Here is an 18,747-nt window from a genome sequence, read left to right on the forward strand (position 1 = left end):
GGTCTTCTCTCCTGCACGTTAAAACGCGAGTGTTTCGTCGTGTTAATATGATGCGTGCTGTGGAGCGGTGGCGCTAATCGCATCAGCAATGCAGGAGCAAGCCTTGTCGGGCAAGGCCTGAGAGCATGAAGACCACTACTTATTCGGCGAGAGTTCAGGTTTACAGTGCCGCGACAATTTGCTGGCGCAGCCACTGCTGGGCGGGATCGCGATGCAGGCGCTCGTGCCACAGCATCAGGATGTCAAATCCTTCAATCTGTAGCGGCGGTGCAAGTACGGTGAGCTGCGGCGCGTTTCGCACCAGGCGCTCCGGCAGTACAGCGACCAAATCGCTGCTGGCCAGCGTGTCGAGCATAAACAGAAAATGCGGCACTGAGAGCGCGACGCGGCGCGTGCGGCCGAGCGTTGCCAGCGCGCGATCGGTGGCCGCACTGAAGCCGCCGCCATCCGGCGAAACCATCACAAACTCCAGCTGACAAAAACGGTCCAGCGTCAGGGGCTGCTGCAGCTGCGGATGATCGTGCCGGCCAGCCAGCACGTAGCGCTCGCTGAACAAGCGGCGCTGATGCAGCGTCGGCGGCGCGTTGTCGCCGGTGTGAAACACCATATCCAGCTCGCCCTTCTCCAGCTGCTGCGCCACCTGCGGCGGATTGAGTGCGAACACCGCCATGCGGCTGCGCGGTGCCGCTTCACGAATGAGTTTCAGCGCCGGCAGGATCAGCGCCGATGACATGTAATCGGTGGCGGCAATGCGCCAGGTAAGCTCCGCGCGCGCCGGATCGAACGCTGCCGGCGGTGCCACCGCGCGCTCCAGCGCTTCCAGCGCCAGACGCAGCGGCTCGCGCAGGGCCTCGGCGCGGGCGGTGGGCAACATGCCGCGCGGACCGGGCAACAGCAACGGATCGTCAAACAGCACCCGCAGGCGCGCCAGCTGGGCGCTCACCGACGGCTGCGACAGATTGAGGCGCTGCGCCGCGCGCGTCACGTTCTGCTCCACCAGCAACACGTCTAAGGTGTGCAGCAGATTCAAATCCAGCGAGTGCATATTCATGTCATCTATACCTGAGATATCAGCAATTGATTTCTACTATAGCCAGCACTGGCTTAACCTGCAGCGGTTTTCATCTCACAGGATACCGCCATGAATGTTTTGATTGTGTATGCCCATCCGGAACCGCGCTCGCTGAACGGATCGCTGAAAGACTTTGCCGTGAATCATCTGCAGCAGGCGGGCCATCAGGTGCAGGTGTCAGATCTGTACGCCATGCAGTGGAAAGCACCGCTGGATGCCGCCGACACGCTGGCGCCCCCGGTGGGCGCGCATTTTGATGCCACGCTGGATTCGCGTTTCGCCTACGACAACCAGCTGCAGGCAGCGGACATTGCCGCCGAGCAGGAGAAGCTGCGCTGGGCCGACACGGTGATTTTTCAGTTTCCGCTGTGGTGGTTTTCGATGCCGGCAATCATGAAAGGCTGGTTTGACCGCGTGTATGCCAACGGTTTTGCCTATGGCGTCGGCGAGCACAACGATCACCACTGGGGCGATCGCTACGGCGAAGGCGCGCTCGCCGGCAAGCGCGCCATGCTGGTGGTGACCACCGGCGGCTGGGAGTCGCACTACGCGCCGCGCGGCATCAACGGCCCGATTGAGGATCTGCTGTTCCCGATCCAGCACGGCATGCTGTTCTATCCCGGCTTCAGCGTGCTGCCACCGCTGGTGCTGTATCGCGTGCAGAAGTCGGCGCAGGAACGCTTTGCCGACTGGTGCGCCGCGCTGGCGCAACGACTGGATCGCTTAGCGCAGGATCAACCGATTGCCTTCCGTCGTCAGAACGGCGGTGAATATGTGATTCCGGCGCTGACGCTGCGCGAGGATCTTGCGGAAGGTGAGCGCGGATTTGGCGTGCACGTGGCGCGCTGAGCCGCAGGCCGCCAAACCGCAGCGGCGCGCTGCTGTATTATTCAAACAGCCAGCGCCCCGCCTGCGCCGACGCAATCAGCATGCCCAGCGTGAAATCCGGCACCACCGGCACTTCACGCTTGTTGAACGGGTTGAGGATTTGCGCCAGCGACGGTTCGTCCGGGTAGTAGGTTCCAATAGCGAAATTCGCGCGATCGACCGCGAACTCGCTGAAAAACTCCTCCATCAGCGCGGCGGCTTCGTCGCGCTCGAAGTTGAGATCGCTGTCGATATCAATCTGCGGCGTGAGCGTTTTCTGCTTGAACAGATACACGCCGTCATAGCGCCGCACCAGTTCATAGATACGCTGTTCGAGTTGCTCTGTCATCGTCGCCTCTTCGCCTGTGCTGATTGGATCGCAGGGCATTTTGCCATGCCTTGCCCTCTTCGCCTAAGCATTAACGTGCGGCGCTGAGGACCTCGATAGCCGTCTGCTGAAAACGGGTAGTTTCCGTTATTTCGGCGATGATGTGTTTACGAAAGGCTTTGCGCTGCGTGCGTGAGTTTTTAGCAAAGAAATCGGCGACGGGAACAAGCTTGATATCCACATCTTCAGACATGCGGTTAAGCGCGATACCCGCCTTAGATAAAGCGGTTCCACCACAAAATATCAGCTGATGGCTCCCGAAGTTCAAAGGCTGTAACAGCCGCAGCAATTCAACAATATAGAAATCCTTTTCCACGATAGCGACAGACTCGATGCCTAATGCATCGGATACATCAGGAAATAACGCTATGAGATCATCCATTTAATTTACTGCTTCCTACTGACAAGGTGCGTTTAAAACGTGGCGACGTTTTGATCTGCATGGATGCAGGAATCTGCGTGGTTTTCCCACTGTTATAGGCATCCGACGCGCCAACCAGACGATAATCAACCTTCAGACGTTCGAGCGTCTCGATGACAACGGCAGCAGAACCACCGGGTGCAGCAGGCATTACCTTGCCCGTAATCGCGTTCTTTCTTGCTTTGGTGTACACGCCATAGCCAACCTTAAGCAGCTGACCTTCGTTCACCAGTTCCCGCAGTACACGGCCAATCTGGTCGTAACCGGCAAGATCGTTGAAGTCATCACGCGTGAAAACATAACGCTTAGAGCGTTTCAGCCGTGACTGCATGCGCGCTTTAATAGTCATGTTGCGTCCTCTCTGTTCATTTTTGCATCATAGCAAACATACGACATTATGGAAAGCAAACATACGACATCAAGTCTTCTGCAGGCCTTGCTCTCAGCAGGTTTCAGCATAATTAAGGTTTCAGGTTAGCAGACAGTGTTACTGCATGAAGTCATTCCCGATGACCTTCGCCATCGGGATTCCTCATCACTTAAGCGGCAGATAGATATCCGTCAGCAATTCGTGTTCCGCCACCTCATGCACGAAGTTGTGATAGTGGAAGAACAGCGGGAAATCGCGCAGCTCTTCACCGCTGGCCGGCAACCATTCGCTGTAGAGCGATCGCGCCAGCTCGGTCAGCGCGCTGTGCGAGCCGTGATGACGCAGCACCGCGCAGCGTCCGCCGGGAATGGTGCTGTTAACGACGCCAAAGGCGTTGTCTTCGTTAACCGGCGCCGTCACCGAACCGCAAAGGTGATACTGAAAATCCCCAGCGGGCGTGCTGGCCGGATCGTGCGGCGCGACACCGAACGTCTGGCTGCTGCGCACCGGCGATGCTCCGCTGCTTTTGCGCCAGGCAATAAACTGCGCCGCCGTTTCGTTGATGCGCTGCGGATCGCCGTGATGCGTGAGCATCGCCACCGGCGTGGTGGCAAACATTTTAATCTCAACTGACATACTCTCTCTCCGTTTGACGGGTGGCTGAGGCATGCGCTGATGCCAGGTCATCCACACCGGCTGCTGACGAAATTCACTCGGCGTCACGTCAAATACCTGCTTAAAGGCGCGACTGAATGATTCGGCATGCTGAAAACCGGCATCGAGCGCAATCTCAATGATTTTCTCGTGCGGATTGAATGCCAGCCGGTACGACGCCCGCTTGAGCCGCATCAGCTGGATGTAACGCCCCGGCGGCATGCCGCACCAGGCGCTGAACTGGCGGTGAAAGTGGTACGGCGAAAAGTGCGCCACTTCACTTAGTTGCTCCAGCAGCAGCGCTTCATCAAGATGGCGTTCGATGTAGTCGAACACTTTGTCAAAGCGCTTGCGGTAGGTCTCACGGTGATGGTTTTTGTTTACTGGCATAGCATCCTCTCTGGGGAATGAGTATGCCCTTGTGGCTCGGAGTGGGCCTGATGGATCTTGCGGAATTTTGAGGGAAAGTCTTTATTTTTTGTTGACGATGCTCAAGTTGCGATCAACACCGTACATTGACTTTTTACTCGCAGGGCGGTTTACTTTTTTAATCATAGTCACACCATTAGTGAATGTATGACCTCAAAAATAAACTGGCTGTTGCAGAACACCGCTCCAGGAAGCCTGGTTTTACAAAACTGGCTAACCCGAAACAACATATCGCCTTCACTGGCATTTAAATATGCGCAAAATGGCTGGCTGGAAAAACTGCGTGCTGGTGTTTATGTCCGCGCCGGCCGGGAACCTGACTGGAGCGATGCGCTATGGTGTCTGCAGAACCAGCTTGAAGCATCGGTCTATCTGGCTGGACTGAGTAGCCTCTCCTGGCAAGGACGATCCCATTACCTGCAGCTTAAACAGAGCCAATGCTGGATTAGCGTTGAAAGTAAAACCATATTGCCCAAATGGTTTAAAGAATTTCCCCATGTTGAGTGGCTTACGTTATCGGCCTTAAAACTTCCTCAACTGGATGAGAAGTACCGAACCCAGCTTGAGATCAAAGGGAAAAAAATAACTGCCAGCGTGCCAGAACTGGCCGCCTACGAGCTATTAAGCGCGGTGCCTAAGGAAATCTCATTTGAGCACGCTGCCGAGCTTTTTCAGGGGCTGGTCAATCTCAACCCACGTAAAGTGGAGAACCTTCTCACGCTCAGCCAGTCTGTGCGAACCAAGCGCTTGTATCTGTTTTTCGCCAGCTTCTATGAACATGCATGGTTCAAACGTGTGGATACCAGCAAAATCGACCTGGGATCGGGCAACCGACAAATCGTTGTTAATGGCAAACTGGACACGCAATACCAGATTACTGTGCCCGAAAATTTTATTAAGAAGGGAATAAGCCATGGATAAAACCTCACCTTACTACCGCCAGGTCGCGCTGCTGGTGCGGGCATTACCCTATGTCGCTAACGAGACCTGTTTTGCGCTGAAAGGTGGAACTGCGATCAATTTATTCATCCGTGATTTTCCCCGATTATCCGTTGATATCGATCTGGCTTATATCCCACTGGAAAGCAGAGAGGTTGCGTTACCTAACGTGCGGGAAGCGCTTGCCCGCATCGCTGCCGAACTGGAAGCGCAAGCCGGAATCAGCGCAGTGCTGCAAACCAATAACCCCGATGAGATGCGCATTATTGTCACCACGAATGACGCGCAAATTAAAATTGAAGTTTCACCCGTTGCCCGTGGAACATTTTATCCACCGCAAGAACGCGATGTCGTGGAAGCGGTGGAGGAAGAATTTGGTTTTGCCGCGATCCCGGTTACCTCACTGCCTGACTTATACGGTGGCAAGCTATGTGCTGCGTTAGATCGCCAGCATCCCAGAGATTTTTACGACGTTAAAATGCTTCTTGATACCCAGGGAATCGACCGGGCGATTTTCAATGGCTTTATTACTTATTTGCTTAGCCATAAGCGTCCATTGTCCGAAGTGCTCAGCCCGCGCTGGAAGGATATTACCGCGCCCTTTCAAAATGAATTCAGCGGCATGACCTTTGAGGATGTCTCACTGGAAGCGCTGAGAGAGGTTCCGGAAAGCATGCTCAGGGCGCTGAAGGCGCATTTTACTCAGCAGGACTTCGATTTCCTGATGTCATTCAAACGCGGCGAGCCTGACTGGAATTTAGCACCAGAGACCCACATTCAAAATTTGCCAGCCGTTCAATGGAAGCTCAGCAACATTAGAAAAATGTCGGAGGAAAAGCGCACGCAATCACTGGATAAACTGGAAAAGATCATGACTGAATGGCTAAGTTAGTTTATTAAAATTGCTATAGTGACACTGAAAGTGAAACTATCAAGTTTATTATAAACTCTGACCTGCTCCATTTCCATCAATTAATAAAGACGTTTCTTCGTCCAAAGGGCGCTTAGGATGCTTAACCTGTTCATAATGTTAAAGATCAATTCACCTTATTTATTAACTGATACTAACTTCAATACTCCATAATGTGCTTGTCGGTGACAGTTAGGGCATAATGCAATGGCATTTTCCACAGAATCTTCGCCACCATTAGAAAGCCACTCAATGTGATGAACCTCAAGAAATGGTGTGCCGTCTTCTTTGAGAAAAGGAGCATCACTCTTACAGCTTTGGCACTTGCCACTTGCTCTTGAAAGAACTTCGGCAACTACATATGGGCTTCGTTTATAAACTCGCGTTGTTACTGTGATTACCTCAGGATTTTTACTCTCCATTGTTAAAATCTCTTTGCGTTCTAATGGGGAAAGTTCTGACGCACTATCAACAGCTTTTTCAAACTCAGATTTTACAATGCGAAAACACCACTTACCTTGCTTATCCTGGTACAGCTCCCATACACCATGCACAGAGGGTTGATAAATTTCAAAAATGTTTCCACGTTTGAATAATCGGTCATATTGGTGGTGACGATGAGTGACATCATCTGTTCTCCTGGCTGTCTTGTTGAAACTCCAGTAGCTCCGGTTACAGTTAACCGTATTAACTATGAGATTAAGCCAGGTATCGTCTTTATAATGTGGAAATAACTTTCTAAGGTAATCATCTACCTGCTTAGCCGTTGCCGTCCCTCCGAATTGTTCTTCAACCACTTGCACAGTCGTAGTTCTTATTGGTTGATCACCGTACTTGTATGTTCGTTTGGCTTTTGCAGACATGGTCAGACCTCTCGCAATCCAGGATTATCTCATATTAACCATCATGTAATTTATGTATAACTTTCTGACTTAAAGCAATTAAAGCCATGAAATCTCTTTAATAGTACAAACGTAGCGACCTCATCAGATTGTCAGAAGGATCAAACCTTATCAAGGTACCCATTTATCATACGACATCTAATCTAGTCCATAGCTAGTGCCTGGTAATGCTGTCATTCAAACCCTCAAAAACTACAGCCGCTTAAATGTTATATGCGCAGTGCCCTTCTGAAAGTTAACCGCTCCCGATGCGATGCCGGGAGCGGTTTATCATTCAGACGACTTTCTGTTTACCGACAATGACCCGAATAAATTCCTGCACCTGCTTTTGTTTCCGCGCCGACAGTTTGCACACCTGGCGCAGCGACTGCATCAATTCGCTCTCTTCATGCCGGGCGGTGAGCACAATGCAGCCTTTCATTACCTTCACTTCAACCGCCGTACCACTGGCAAAACCAGCCTCTTCCAGCCATTGTCCTTTCATAGTGATGGCAGGAGTCCGACGATAATCCGGATAGCGGCTCGCATAGCCAACGGTTATTTGGCGATTATTTGCCGCGAGGACTTCTGGTTCAGCAGGTTGTGCAATAGAATGCGTGTCAGTCATGATTACTATTCCTTCTAAATAGTAGTTGTGATTAGCGGCGCGGGTGTGTTGGCGCACATCCGCGCCGCGCTAAATACCTGTATATATCATCAGGAAAGAGACAGGAAGTCCAGTATGAAATAGTGCAAAAAAAGCTATTTATAAAATCATTTGAATATAAAAATTACGCTTTAGCTGGCAGGAAATAATAAAAAGCGCACCAGCAAGGTGCGCAAAAATAAAGATCAGGTTTTTTTACGCGAGGCTTTTTTACCTGTGCTGGCTGCCCGTTCGGCTTTGATTTTTTCCAGCAACGCGGCGGCGCTATTTTCTCCGCTGATTAATTCCGGGTTTTCTGCCCGCCACTGGGCAGTGAGTTCGCCCCGGAAGGCTCTCGCCAGAATCGATTGTGTCAGATTGTTTACGCGGGCAAGTGCGTTGTTGACCTGCTTTTCAATGGTGTCGGCGTAAGCGAAGAGTTGTTCTACGCGGCGGACTATTTCGTTTTGTTCAAGAAGTGGAGGTAAATGTATTGGCATTTTTTTCATCGAGCCAACATTAAAATGTTGTTGTGCTATACCAACACGATTCGCTGATACATTTATTTTAGCGACATTTGAATTCATAAATATACAGCCAAAATATGAATTTAGTTTATCTGAAGGACGAGCTATTACAAGATCAGAACAGTTTGCTATTGGCAATGAATCAGGAATGACGCAGGTTGTACCAGGAGCACCTGATCTAACGATGGCTAAATCGCCTGGAGATAAACGAGATTTAAAAATTTCTTTATGGAAATCGTCTGAAACATATAATAAATTTTTATTTGAAAATTTAAATTCCCTTATATTTTGAGATCGTAGAAATGGAACCCCTTCACTTTTATACCTATCAATCATTTTCCCAACATAGCCAACAGTAATTTCTGTACAAATCTCCTCGAAAGTTGTATTTCCCCAATCAGATAAATTTATCCCTTGTTCATTTCTCCAGTGTTCAGTTAGCTTTCCACTTACCGCAGCCCCCAACACCGCCTGACGAAAACTTTTCAGGATTTTTGAGATTTTCTCAAGACGTGCATTGATGCTGTCTACCTGAACCAGCAGCGTATCAATTTTTTCAGCGATGATTTTTTGTTCAAAAAAAGACGGAATTGGTATATTTATTAAATCAAAGCTTGACGGCTTGATATTATTGATATTTGCACCAGCAGAAAGTGATGAAATTTTGTTTCTATAAAATGACGATATTGTGAAGTGAGCAATAAATTTTGGGAATATACGTTTATCTGGTCGCAAAGCCCCGCAAAATGCACCGAAGCTACATTCAAATGGTAGAAGCTGATGTGCGGATTTCCCGACTACAGATTTGCTCCCTGATGACATAGCAATAACAATATCTTCAGAAGATATTTTTTGACTTTCTTTAACAAGGTTTTCAGGCACAAAAACTAAGTCCGTAGTATCAAACTTACCGTTTTGAATATTGTTTGCACGAATAAGAGGCAAATAATCATCTTTTAGATAATTGATTGCCTGCTCTCTTTTATAAGTGACACCTCGGATTAGAGTTGTGACCGTCGATACTGAGGCGCTAGCCCACCCCTCCGGCAATTTCCCCGCACTCATCCCTTCACCTCACCAAACGCTTCCTGCAGCAACTGACGCTGTGCATCGGCTTCATCGCTCGCCCCCAGTTCACGCATCAGCGCATCCAGTTCCCCCAGCGCCTGCACCAGTTCGCCCATGGCTTCTGCCGCTAAAATATCCGGCTCCGGCAGGTTGTCGGCATCAATACTGTCTTTATCTTTCAGCCAGGAGATATCCAGCGAATCGGACTTCGCCGTGCGGATCCACTCGCGACTGAATTTGCGCCAGCGGCTGGTCGCCAGATGCTGATCGGTGTTCTTATTCTCTTCGCTGTCGGCTATTTCCGTCTCTTCAGCGTTAAAGCTCCACTCCCCCTCGCTACGCGGGCTTAATCCGTGCGGGTCTTCACCATACACGCGCTCAAACGGTTGTAAATGGTCGTCGGTGAATGGCGTACGCTTGCCGAAGCTCGGCATATTGGTTCGCAGATCATAGACCCACACATCATCGGTGCAGTTCTTATCCTGAGTCGGCTTCGCTACGGTGCCTTTGGTGAAGAACAGCACGTTGGTCTTCACGCCCTGAGCGTAAAAAATACCGGTCGGCAGACGCAGGATGGTATGCAGATGGCACTTGTCCATCAGGTCACGACGGATGTCGGTGCCTTTGCCGCCTTCGAATAACACGTTATCCGGCACCACCACCGCCGCACGGCCACCAGGGAGCAGAGTTTCAACGATATGCTGCATAAAGCAGAGCTGTTTATTGCTGGTCGGGTGAACGAAGGTACGGGTAATGTTGGTGCCCGCCGCGCTGCCAAACGGGGGATTGGTGGCAACCACATGCGCCATCGGCAAGGTTTCGCCATCGCTACCCAATGTGTTACCCAGGCGGATCGCGCCACCGTGGTCGAGATTGCCTTCGATGTCGTGCAACAGGCAATTCATTAGCGCCAGACGGCGGGTGCCCGGCACCAGTTCCAGACCAACGAAGGCGCGATGGATCTGGAAATCTTGCGTATCGTTATCAAGGTCATCCAGATCATTGGTCTGCGACTTAACGTAGCGGTCGGCTTCAATCAGAAAGCCCGCCGTCCCGGCTGCAGGATCCTGTACCACTTCACGCGGCTGCGGTTTCAGCAGGTGGATAATGGTTTTGATCAGCGGACGCGGGGTGAAGTACTGACCGGCACCCGACTTGGTTTCGTTGGCATTTTTCTGCAACAATCCTTCGTACATATCACCGAAGTCATCGCGGGATTTGCCGTGCGTGCCGTTGTACCAGTCCAGCGAATCCATATTGCTGACCAGCTCGGTTAACTGCTTGGGCTGGGTAATGGTGGTGTTGACGTTCTGGAACACCGCCTGCACCAGTTTCTGGTTATCGGCACCCAGATGCACCAGCAGATTCCGGTAGAACTGCAGCTGTTCCTGCCCGATGCGGGATTTCAGATCATCCCAGCGATAGCCTTTGGGCAAGTAATCCGCTTCCTGGCCGGTCTCTTTACACATTTTCAGAAACAGCAGCGAGGCGAGTTCATTAACGTAGTTTTGATAGGAGACGCCGCCGTCGCGCAGGTTGTCACAGAGCTTCCACAGCTTCGCGACCAGATCGTTATTGTTCATTGCGTATTCCGTAAATAAACAGCGGCCCTGTTCAGGGCCGCAGAAGAAGACATTGCCGGGGATGATAACGCGTTAAGCAGGCTCGTCCCAGATGTAATCGCTGAACTTATCGAGCAGGTTGTCGAGGTCATCGTCGAACGTTTTTTGCAGCATCGCCTTTCCGCCACGCCGATGGAAATTGCCCGTTTTGAAAACGTCGTCGTCAAGCACCACCTTCTCTTTCAGCGCCGTAGCTAAACGGTCGAGCCAGGTTACCTGCTCGCTGTTCCAGTCGTTTTCGCCTTTGATGCGCTCCAGCGCATGATCGACACGCTCATCAAACGGCTTCAGCGCATCACCCACCGCCGCACGGCGGATATGGCCAATCAGCCGGGCTGCGATATCTTCGTTGCGCGTCTCTTTCCAGGCTTTGCGCAGGGAAGATTCCTCAAAATGCTGGCGATCAAACCACTCCTGCAATTCGACCAGCCCTTTGCGGGTGAGATCGCGCGGACGATTGATCACCGCCTGTAAGGCTGGCTGCGCATTCGGTGAACGTTGCACCAGCGAATCAAAGGCTTCAAGGAAATCCTGCGGGGTGTCGTACTCACCATAGAGCGACTTAACGCTTACCACTTCATCGTCAATATCGAGGAAGATTGGCGCATCATTCAGGCTATTGATATCGGCTTTCAGCTTCTCAAGACGGGCAATGAAGCCTGGCAGTTTATTGAAGACTTCGGCACTCCAGTGCGCTCCTTTATCCCGCAAACGCGAGGCGAAACCGTTAAAAGTAACGCCCGCTGCGTCCTGACAGAGTTCATCAAGACGACGCACCTGCTTATCTACGGTTTCGCTGCGGTCACGGTTAAACGTGGCCAGGCCGATAATACGCTGGAGCTTAGCAATCAGCTGTTCATGGCTGTGCTCGGCAAAGCTGCGACCATCCGCCTCCATGGTTTTGAAAGTCTCGGAGTCGGTGATTTCATTGACCAGCGTTTGCAGTTCGACCTGAGGACGGACAACTACCGGGCGCATGGTATCGACACTTTCCAGCGAGCTATAAATATCGACACAGTCAAAAATCTTAAAGCTGGTTTTAGCCGCCGCCGGACACAGACGCGTCGCACGGCCTTTCATCTGCTCATACAGAATGCGGCTGCGTACCTTACGCAGGAAAACGATGTTACAAATCGACGGGATATCCACGCCGGTGGTCAGCAGATCGACAGTGACGACGATATTCGGCAGCCGCTCTTTGTTAAAGCGGGTGATCATGGTCTGCACTTTACGCGCGTCTTTATCGGCATCACCGGTAATCTTGATAATCGCGTCGTGTTCCAGCTGCGGATACTTTTTCTTAAACGCGGCACGTAGCTCTTCCACCACCATATCGGCATGGGCGTTAGTGACGCAGAATACCAGCGTTTTTTGCAGCCCGGTCGGTTCGAGATACTCAGTCAGTTCATTACAGACGGCGCGGTTAAACGCAGGAATAATCAGCTTGCGGTTAAAGTCGGCGACCTCAAAATCCTGCTCGTCTTCCAGGGTATCGTTAATCACTTCACCCTGCGAACTAATACGCTCTACCTGCTCACCCTGAGCAAGATAAACGCCATCCTGCGCGTTGCGGGTGGTGATCTGAATCGGCGGATCCTGATCGATCAGATAACCGTCGATCACCGCAGTACGATAGGTGTAGCGGTAAACCGGATCGCCGAAAATCTGCACCGTATGCAGGGCGGGCGTAGCGGTTAGTGCAACCTTCACGGCATCAAAGTGATCGAGAATACGGCGATAGGCTGAGACGTAATCCAACTGGCTGCGGAATTGAAGTTCACCTTCGGTCTGCTCTTTATCAAGAATGTAACCGCGATGTGCTTCATCCACCACGATACAGTCGTAACGACCAACCGGCATGGGTTCGTCAGATTGCAGGGTGCGTTTAACCAGCGACTGAACCGTGGCAACGTGAATTTTAGTGCTGTCTTCCGGGAACTTATCCGTCAGCCCTTTAATATCGAAGATGCTATTAAAGGTGTCGCCATTTATACGCGTATCGTCAAACGCGCCCAGCGCCTGCTCACCCAGAGAACGTCGATCAACCAGGAAGAGAATGCGCTTAAAACGCTGGGACTGGATAAGACGGAACATCAGGGCGATCGCGGTACGGGTTTTACCGGTACCGGTCGCCATTGCCAGCAGGATCTCCTGCTGCCCATTGACGATGGCATTTTCTACCGCCCGCACAGCATCTTCCTGGTAGTAGCGCAGGCCCAGCTCGCTCATCCCTGGATTATCAGTAAACCACTGATTTTGTCTCTGTGGATCGCTGCCGAGCATGTCCAGCAGCTCTTCCGGACGATGCCACTCCGGCAAGGCTTTTGACATGTTGGTGGTGTAGCGAACGTCACGGTACCAGATGCCGCTTTTGGTCTTCATCGCCGCGCGATATTCACGCCCGTTGGTGGAGTAGCAGAAGGGAATTTTAAAGCGCTGTTCGCCGCTGGTATCCTGCCAGCTGATTTCATAGAGCGGTACCGCTTCGTGCACATCTTCTGCCGCGTACTCTTCCAGCAACGTATCGCGTAAGAACGCATTATCGAAGTATTTACTGTAGCGATAGGACTCATTGAGTTTGGAGGGAACATCAATATTCTTACGCTTCGCTTCAACGACTGCGATGGGCTTAAGGCCAACAAATAAAACGTAGTCCGCAAAACCCTGCTTGCCCGTTTCATCTTTACCGGTTGGCCATTCAGCAATAGCTTTGTTGACTCCTGGCTCCGGGCGCGCGCCTTCAGAGAAGCGCAACGCTTTGCTATCGGCCTGCCAGCCTGCTTTACGCAGCTGTGCATCAATCAGGAAGCGACTCTCTTCTTCACTCAGATCAAGCGTACGCTTGATGGCCTGATCGGTGATTTCATTCTGGTATGCCTTACGTTCCTGTTCAGTCTGCTTCGCCAGTTCTGCATTTTTCTCAGCTAACTGGGCTTCCAGCGCCGAAAGTCGTGCTTGTGTTTGCGCCTCAGTTTCCTGCTGCTTACCTTCCAGAATAGCGATATAGCCGTTCAGGCTTATCAGCTTCTGCTGCTGTGCTGCCAGCTCAGACTGACTCTGCGCTTTTTCGCGTGACTGCTGCTCCAGCTGCTGTTTAAGCGTCAGCACCTCCTGGTAGTAGAGGTTTTCGCCACGTTCAGGCAACGCAAAAACAGGCACTGCGAAATCATAATTTTTCGTGACCAGACGGTAATACCAGACACCCAGACGGAAGCCGAGCCGAAGGCACATCTGGGCATCATCAAGATCGTTATGGTATTCATGCACCGCCTGGTTACCGACACGGCGCAATTTGTGGAATACAGAAAGAATAGTGTCATCAACAAAGGCAATTTTGCCTAACTCGCGGAGGAGATCATGTTGATTCTCGCAGGAAGGGACGCCCAGTAGCAGGCCAAGGTGTTTAGCCGTCGCTTCACCAAACATACGCATTTTAACCAGCGTAGTGTTGGGATCATCCGGATAATTGTTTTCCGCCGCACAGGCGATGGTATAAGTGAAATCGTTAACGCCCTTCAGAAACTCAAAATTAGATTTATTCATCATTGGTTTTGGTCTGTCGCTGTGCAGCCTATCCATATGTTTATGGCTTATAAGCTTTTATCTTAGCTTGCTGCGTCTTTACGGGCAACGAACAACGTCCCATCAACTAATTAATTCTTAAGGATTCGTTGATTTTGATGTGCCGTACTAAGCACAAAAGCCCTAAACTTTTTCAGCAAAGACATTTGATCTGCCCAAATGTCAGATACAAAGATCATTAAACCGATTTAACTCAAACCAGGTCGATTTAAGCCAAGAGAAAAAATCAAAAAAAACCTTGCAGCTACTGAATCCCAGACACAAAAAAAGCCGCTCGTAAGCGACTTAAGTTGCATCAGATGGTGCCGAAGGCCGGACTCGAACCGGCACGTCATAACAGGGTAAGAAACCATCCCCAAAACCCACTTAACCAATTGAATTTCATGGTTACGAGGGAAGACTTCAGCAACATTCACAGGACATAATCCCGTGAAAAAGCCCCGACAAAATAACCGGGGTTAAGATGAGTTTCAATAGAGACAAGTATTTAATTTTAGATGCAAGCGGTAACTACTTCGTGCGAATAACAATACCGCAGTACATGCGCCAGTACTTCGGAGGTAAGCGGTACTTTATGAAGAGTTCTGGCACAAGCGATGTACGGCAAGCTCGCGTGTTCCGCGATATTGTTGCTCTTGAGTTCACCAGACTTAGAGAAGATCTCAAACCTAAGCCTACAGGTTCAAAGGTAGAGCGTGTGTTAGGTGAATTAAGTCAAATTAAGCAACACGCATTAACAGCCCCGATTGTGCACAACACGCCAGTACAAGCTTGCCCGTCTCTTGTAAAGATGCGTGATCTGTATCTCATACAATTTAGTGAGAGACGTAAACTCACCACCCTTTCAAAAACTAACAAAGCGGTTGAAGTCCTATTAGACCACTTAAACAAACGTGATTTACAGTTGGGCGAAGTTAACCGCACGGTGGTTACAGGTTGGCTCGATGAGTTAAAACTGTGTCGAGCGCCCCAAACCATCCAGAACTACATCAGTGCTCTCGCGCAAATATGGGATTTAGCGCGTAATCGCTATCACGACGCACCGCAGGATAATCCGTGGCGTGGGCATGCACTGGAAGCTAAGAGCAGCAAGGTTAGCTATGAGGTTTTTACCAACCTTGAACTGGCTAAGGTATTCGCAGCAATGCAAGGAGACGATGAGATGCAGGCGGTAACGCTGATAGGTATGTACAGCGGAATGCGTCTTAATGAGATCTGCACCCTCAAACTAGAGAATATAACAACCGTTGAGGGTGTAATGTGCTTCGAGATAAAGGAAGGTAAGACGAAATCATCAGCACGCTTAGTGCCGGTTCACTCAGCAATTATTGAACTGATCACTAGGCTCTCTGAGAAGTCCTACAATGGCTTCATGTTCTATCATGCGTCTGTAACTGACCGGGCAGATGGCAAGCGCTCTACATGGCATACGCAGCGTTTTACGAGGGCTAAGCGGAAGGCATTAGGTGAAACAGGGACAGGGCGGAAAGTGTTTCACAGCTTGCGCCACGCGTTTGCTCAACAGCTTGACCGATGCCAAGTGCCAGAAGACAGGATCGCGCTTCTTATGGGGCATGACCGAGGAAACACAGAAAGTTTCAAAACATATTCTAAGAATTCTGCCTCATCTTTAGAGTTATCGGTTTATGTGGAGAAAATTAATTATGATTTCGTGCTATCTAGTTGAGTTAATAGAGTTCAAAAAACCATCCAAATGACCAACTGTGGATTTATACAGTTTTCACCAATGCTTGGTCTTGAATTTCTCACGCTTCGCCATAACATAAACACTACATATAGTGGCTAGAATTACTTATAGTCACTATATGCATTATCTTTAATACCTCTGATTAGGAGTTACACCAATGGCAAGTAATACAAAGCAAACTGGTGGTAGCGTGGCTTCATTAGCTGCTAAAACTCTCAACAACCCTAGCGCATCTGGCATTCAAAAAAGCCTTGCAGGTTCTGCACTCTCTCAGTCCGGTTCTGCGAATCAAACTGGGGGTGTAATGGAACGCAAAGCATCGGCTGCACTCAAAAACCCAAACTCCAGTGCTGTGACAAAAGAGCTTGCTGCATCAGTTCTTGCTCAGGCGACTAAAGATCGTAAGTAATTTTGGGGCGGGGAAACCCGCCTTTCTATCACAATTAGCTTTGGGGAAAAGTGTTGAATAATTCGCCCGTACTTAAGCTGCAAGAAATGGCAAGCTCAAAATCAACTGATATCGAAGAATTACTCTCTAGAGCAAAAATGATATCAGTTAAACTGTCATTAAATGACATTTCCGAATGGCTTGAACATGAGTTAAATGGATATCCAGATAGTACCGCATTACCTGACTACCGGATACTTAAGGATAATCCAATTCGTGCTTTTAATCCTTACGTGGGATGGATTCCCTTACAAGTTGATAACATTGAGGATGCAGAGATCTATGGGCATTTGACCACTGTTCATTTAAACAATCCTGTATCAATGCTTGTTGAATATGCCTTAAGCGATGGAACTCTTTATAGTGAACTCCCTTCACCCCACACTAAATTCCTTCAAGATGCTACTGGATGTGACTATAGAATCGCTTGGGCAATCAACCCAGCGCAAATAACTAAAATTCTTTCCAACACTAAATCAAAAGTTTTAGATTGGTCGCTCCTTCTTGAATCTAAAGGGATACTTGGTGAAGGTCTACTGTTTTCACATGAAGAGAAACTCGAGGCTAAAGGTATGACAGTGAATAACATTAATAACTTTCATGGGGCAGTAAGCAATGCCGGTTCGATTGGAGCAGGCAATATTGGCGACATTTCCCAACATAACATAATTTCCGCAGGTGATTTTAACTCTCTTGAAAAGCAGCTTAAGGAATGGGGTATTGCCAAAGAAGATATATCAGCGCTTCACCAAGCTATACAAGACTCACCGACTCCTACCGGCCCAGATAATATAGGTTCTAATGTTGGCAAATGGCTGGGAGACATGGTTGGTAAAGCTTACTCCGGCTCCCTAAAGATCGCAGCATCAGCAGCCCCGGCTTTACTCACTAACGCAATTTGCCGTTATTATAATATCCCTGTTTGATTAAGCCACGACGCTGGATGAAGCTCGGCCTTTGCAGATAAATACGCTGCGTAGGCCTCTTTTTCACTACCAAACATCCCTAGTACTATCTCTCGACTATCCACCATGATGCGAGCACGCCAGCGGCTTCGGTGCTTGTACCAGTCAGTGCCGCGTGCTTTAGTTCGGTTTTGTTGATTCTCTTGCGGTGTAAGCACTCGAAGATTATTTAGACGATTATCGCTACGCACTCCATTGATATGATCAATTACCATGCCATCAGGTATGCAACCGCGCACAAGAGTGTACAACACCCTGTGCGCTAAGAATTTACGCGCCTTACCATCGGCTGTGAATGACACTACACGATAACCATGATTACCGATGTAAGTATCTGCGGGAGCACCGGCTTTAGCTGTAACACAGCCATTCCCTGCCCGCTTATCCTTAGCGTGGAACAAGCGTCCAGTCTCAGGAACGAACGTGTACAGCTCCGCAAGAAATGCAGAGTTCTCGTATATACTACGCATAATTTTGCTCTTACTAAGTTAAATTTAACACGGGAGATATTTGTTACAGCGAAGAGGCAATCAGGATGGGGCAATCGGTTTAACGCAAAGCCTCTAATAAAGCTGCTGAACGTGCTTGCCTAACCGCATCAGTCATTGACGACTGCTCAGCTAGTATCTTCATAGCGGCCCCTTCTAAACGTGTCGCTCTATTAGGCTCGCTTGTTCGTTTAGTACGCGTCCTCTTTAGTACTGCATCAATACTCACGTGCTCAGGGGTAGCGTCAGAATGCACAGTTGCGGCTTTATCAAGAGCGACGAGTTCAGCGAGCAAATGTATCTCCCTGCGAATCTCCAGCGCTTCCCGTACCGCTGCTGCCGGAACCTCGCACAGCTCAGGCTGAACATCCCACATACCGACCGCAATATCCTGAATACTCCACCCGGTCTGCACGTGAATAACGTAATCCATCGGGTACAGACACTGCCCGCGCTGCTGCTCGGCTACGTCAGGGGGCCATGCAGTGTGAACCGGTGTACCCGCTACCGCTGAGGCGCTTAGCTGTCCCATGACTTCTACGCAGTACCGCACGCCAGATGGCGAGGTATCGCTAAGCGTTAGGTTACTGAGCGCGTCGAACTCCCCGGCGTACTGCTTTAGTTCCTTCTCGGATTTAATCAGCACGGTTCACCTCCAGCGCCCTTCAGCGCATTCAGGGCTGCTACTGCTGCGGTGCTGTACCACAGACGACCGTTCACCATTACCCGGTACACTCCGGTTGCTGTACGGGTGCCTGCTGG

General features: G+C 50.1%; 17 protein-coding genes and 1 pseudogene. 6 read left to right on the plus strand and 12 right to left on the minus strand.

Translation table 11 applies throughout. From position 1 onward, the window contains the following. Positions 1–160: 160 nt before the first annotated feature. Positions 161–1,051 carry a LysR family transcriptional regulator gene (locus C1Y42_RS13840; protein ID WP_104093746.1) on the minus strand — a complete coding sequence of 297 codons (891 nt, stop codon included), beginning with the start codon at positions 1,049–1,051 and terminating at the stop codon, positions 161–163. Positions 1,052–1,141: 90 nt separating this feature from the next. On the opposite strand from C1Y42_RS13840, the gene C1Y42_RS13845 reads away from it, so the two are divergent. Continuing rightward, positions 1,142–1,921 carry an NAD(P)H-dependent oxidoreductase gene (locus C1Y42_RS13845; RefSeq protein WP_104093747.1) on the plus strand — a complete coding sequence of 260 codons (780 nt, stop codon included), beginning with the start codon at positions 1,142–1,144 and terminating at the stop codon, positions 1,919–1,921. Positions 1,922–1,958: 37 nt separating this feature from the next. Here the strand turns inward: C1Y42_RS13845 and C1Y42_RS13850 are convergent, their stop codons facing one another. The 4 genes and pseudogenes from C1Y42_RS13850 to C1Y42_RS13865 all read right to left on the minus strand — a co-directional run bounded on the left by C1Y42_RS13850 (position 1,959) and on the right by C1Y42_RS13865 (position 4,162). Continuing rightward, positions 1,959–2,288: a DUF1493 family protein gene (locus C1Y42_RS13850; RefSeq protein ID WP_104093887.1), complete on the minus strand. Its 330-nt coding sequence runs from the start codon at positions 2,286–2,288 to the stop codon at positions 1,959–1,961. A 124-nt stretch (positions 2,289–2,412) separates the two neighbouring features. Further along, positions 2,413–2,709, minus strand: a pseudogene (locus C1Y42_RS13855) (nucleotidyl transferase AbiEii/AbiGii toxin family protein); the annotation flags it as partial. After that, on the minus strand, positions 2,702–3,097 hold the full coding sequence (locus C1Y42_RS13860) for a DUF6088 family protein (RefSeq protein WP_058776421.1): 396 nt from the start codon (positions 3,095–3,097) through the stop codon (positions 2,702–2,704). The pseudogene C1Y42_RS13855 and the gene C1Y42_RS13860, both read right to left, overlap by 8 nt. Before the next feature lie 186 nt (positions 3,098–3,283). After that, positions 3,284–4,162, minus strand: coding sequence for a GyrI-like domain-containing protein (locus C1Y42_RS13865; protein ID WP_104093748.1), 879 nt, complete (start codon positions 4,160–4,162; stop codon positions 3,284–3,286). 186 nt (positions 4,163–4,348) lie between these two features. On the opposite strand from C1Y42_RS13865, the gene C1Y42_RS13870 reads away from it, so the two are divergent. Beyond that, entirely contained in the window at positions 4,349–5,122 is a 774-nt protein-coding gene (locus C1Y42_RS13870; RefSeq protein ID WP_104093749.1) for a type IV toxin-antitoxin system AbiEi family antitoxin, read from the plus strand. Further along, a complete protein-coding gene (locus tag C1Y42_RS13875) occupies positions 5,115–6,032 on the plus strand; it encodes a nucleotidyl transferase AbiEii/AbiGii toxin family protein (RefSeq protein ID WP_104093750.1) in 918 nt (305 codons plus the stop codon). The genes C1Y42_RS13870 and C1Y42_RS13875 overlap by 8 nt, the downstream gene beginning before the upstream one ends. Positions 6,033–6,187: 155 nt before the next feature. On the opposite strand, the gene C1Y42_RS13880 is transcribed toward C1Y42_RS13875, so the two are convergent. From C1Y42_RS13880 to hsdR, 5 genes are all read right to left on the minus strand, one after another. Then, positions 6,188–6,913 carry an HNH endonuclease gene (locus C1Y42_RS13880; protein WP_104093751.1) on the minus strand — a complete coding sequence of 242 codons (726 nt, stop codon included), beginning with the start codon at positions 6,911–6,913 and terminating at the stop codon, positions 6,188–6,190. A gap of 313 nt (positions 6,914–7,226) precedes the next feature. Continuing rightward, complete coding sequence (gene symE, locus C1Y42_RS13885) at positions 7,227–7,559, minus strand: endoribonuclease SymE (RefSeq protein ID WP_031279549.1); 333 nt, start codon at positions 7,557–7,559, stop codon at positions 7,227–7,229. 224 nt (positions 7,560–7,783) lie between these two features. Next, positions 7,784–9,169: a restriction endonuclease subunit S gene (locus C1Y42_RS13890; RefSeq protein WP_104093752.1), complete on the minus strand. Its 1,386-nt coding sequence runs from the start codon at positions 9,167–9,169 to the stop codon at positions 7,784–7,786. Next, positions 9,166–10,755, minus strand: a complete 1,590-nt coding sequence (gene hsdM / locus C1Y42_RS13895; RefSeq protein ID WP_104093753.1) for a type I restriction-modification system methyltransferase — start codon at positions 10,753–10,755, stop codon at positions 9,166–9,168. Before hsdM ends, C1Y42_RS13890 begins: the two co-directional genes overlap by 4 nt. A 72-nt stretch (positions 10,756–10,827) precedes the next feature. After that, entirely contained in the window at positions 10,828–14,340 is a 3,513-nt protein-coding gene (gene hsdR / locus C1Y42_RS13900) for a type I restriction-modification system endonuclease (protein WP_104093754.1), read from the minus strand. Between the two features lie 499 nt (positions 14,341–14,839). On the opposite strand from hsdR, the gene C1Y42_RS13905 reads away from it, so the two are divergent. From C1Y42_RS13905 to C1Y42_RS13915, 3 genes are all read left to right on the plus strand, one after another. Beyond that, entirely contained in the window at positions 14,840–16,063 is a 1,224-nt protein-coding gene (locus tag C1Y42_RS13905; protein ID WP_104093755.1) for a site-specific integrase, read from the plus strand. Between the two features lie 178 nt (positions 16,064–16,241). Continuing rightward, positions 16,242–16,493 (plus strand): hypothetical protein, encoded by a 252-nt coding sequence (locus C1Y42_RS13910; RefSeq protein ID WP_104093756.1) that lies wholly within the window; start codon positions 16,242–16,244, stop codon positions 16,491–16,493. A gap of 50 nt (positions 16,494–16,543) precedes the next feature. Then, positions 16,544–17,458: an abortive phage resistance protein gene (locus C1Y42_RS13915; protein ID WP_233210724.1), complete on the plus strand. Its 915-nt coding sequence runs from the start codon at positions 16,544–16,546 to the stop codon at positions 17,456–17,458. Here C1Y42_RS13915 and C1Y42_RS13920 read toward each other — a convergent pair. Together C1Y42_RS13920 and C1Y42_RS13925 are read right to left on the minus strand one after the other, a co-directional pair. After that, complete coding sequence (locus tag C1Y42_RS13920) at positions 17,440–17,967, minus strand: HNH endonuclease signature motif containing protein (RefSeq protein WP_104093758.1); 528 nt, start codon at positions 17,965–17,967, stop codon at positions 17,440–17,442. The genes C1Y42_RS13915 and C1Y42_RS13920 overlap by 19 nt on opposite strands. Positions 17,968–18,046: 79 nt before the next feature. Continuing rightward, entirely contained in the window at positions 18,047–18,631 is a 585-nt protein-coding gene (locus tag C1Y42_RS13925; protein WP_199188991.1) for a hypothetical protein, read from the minus strand. Positions 18,632–18,747: the final 116 nt, after the last annotated feature.

It is taken from the genome of Pantoea sp. ICBG 985, from assembly GCF_002928365.1.
GTDB lineage: Bacteria > Pseudomonadota > Gammaproteobacteria > Enterobacterales > Enterobacteriaceae > Pantoea > Pantoea dispersa.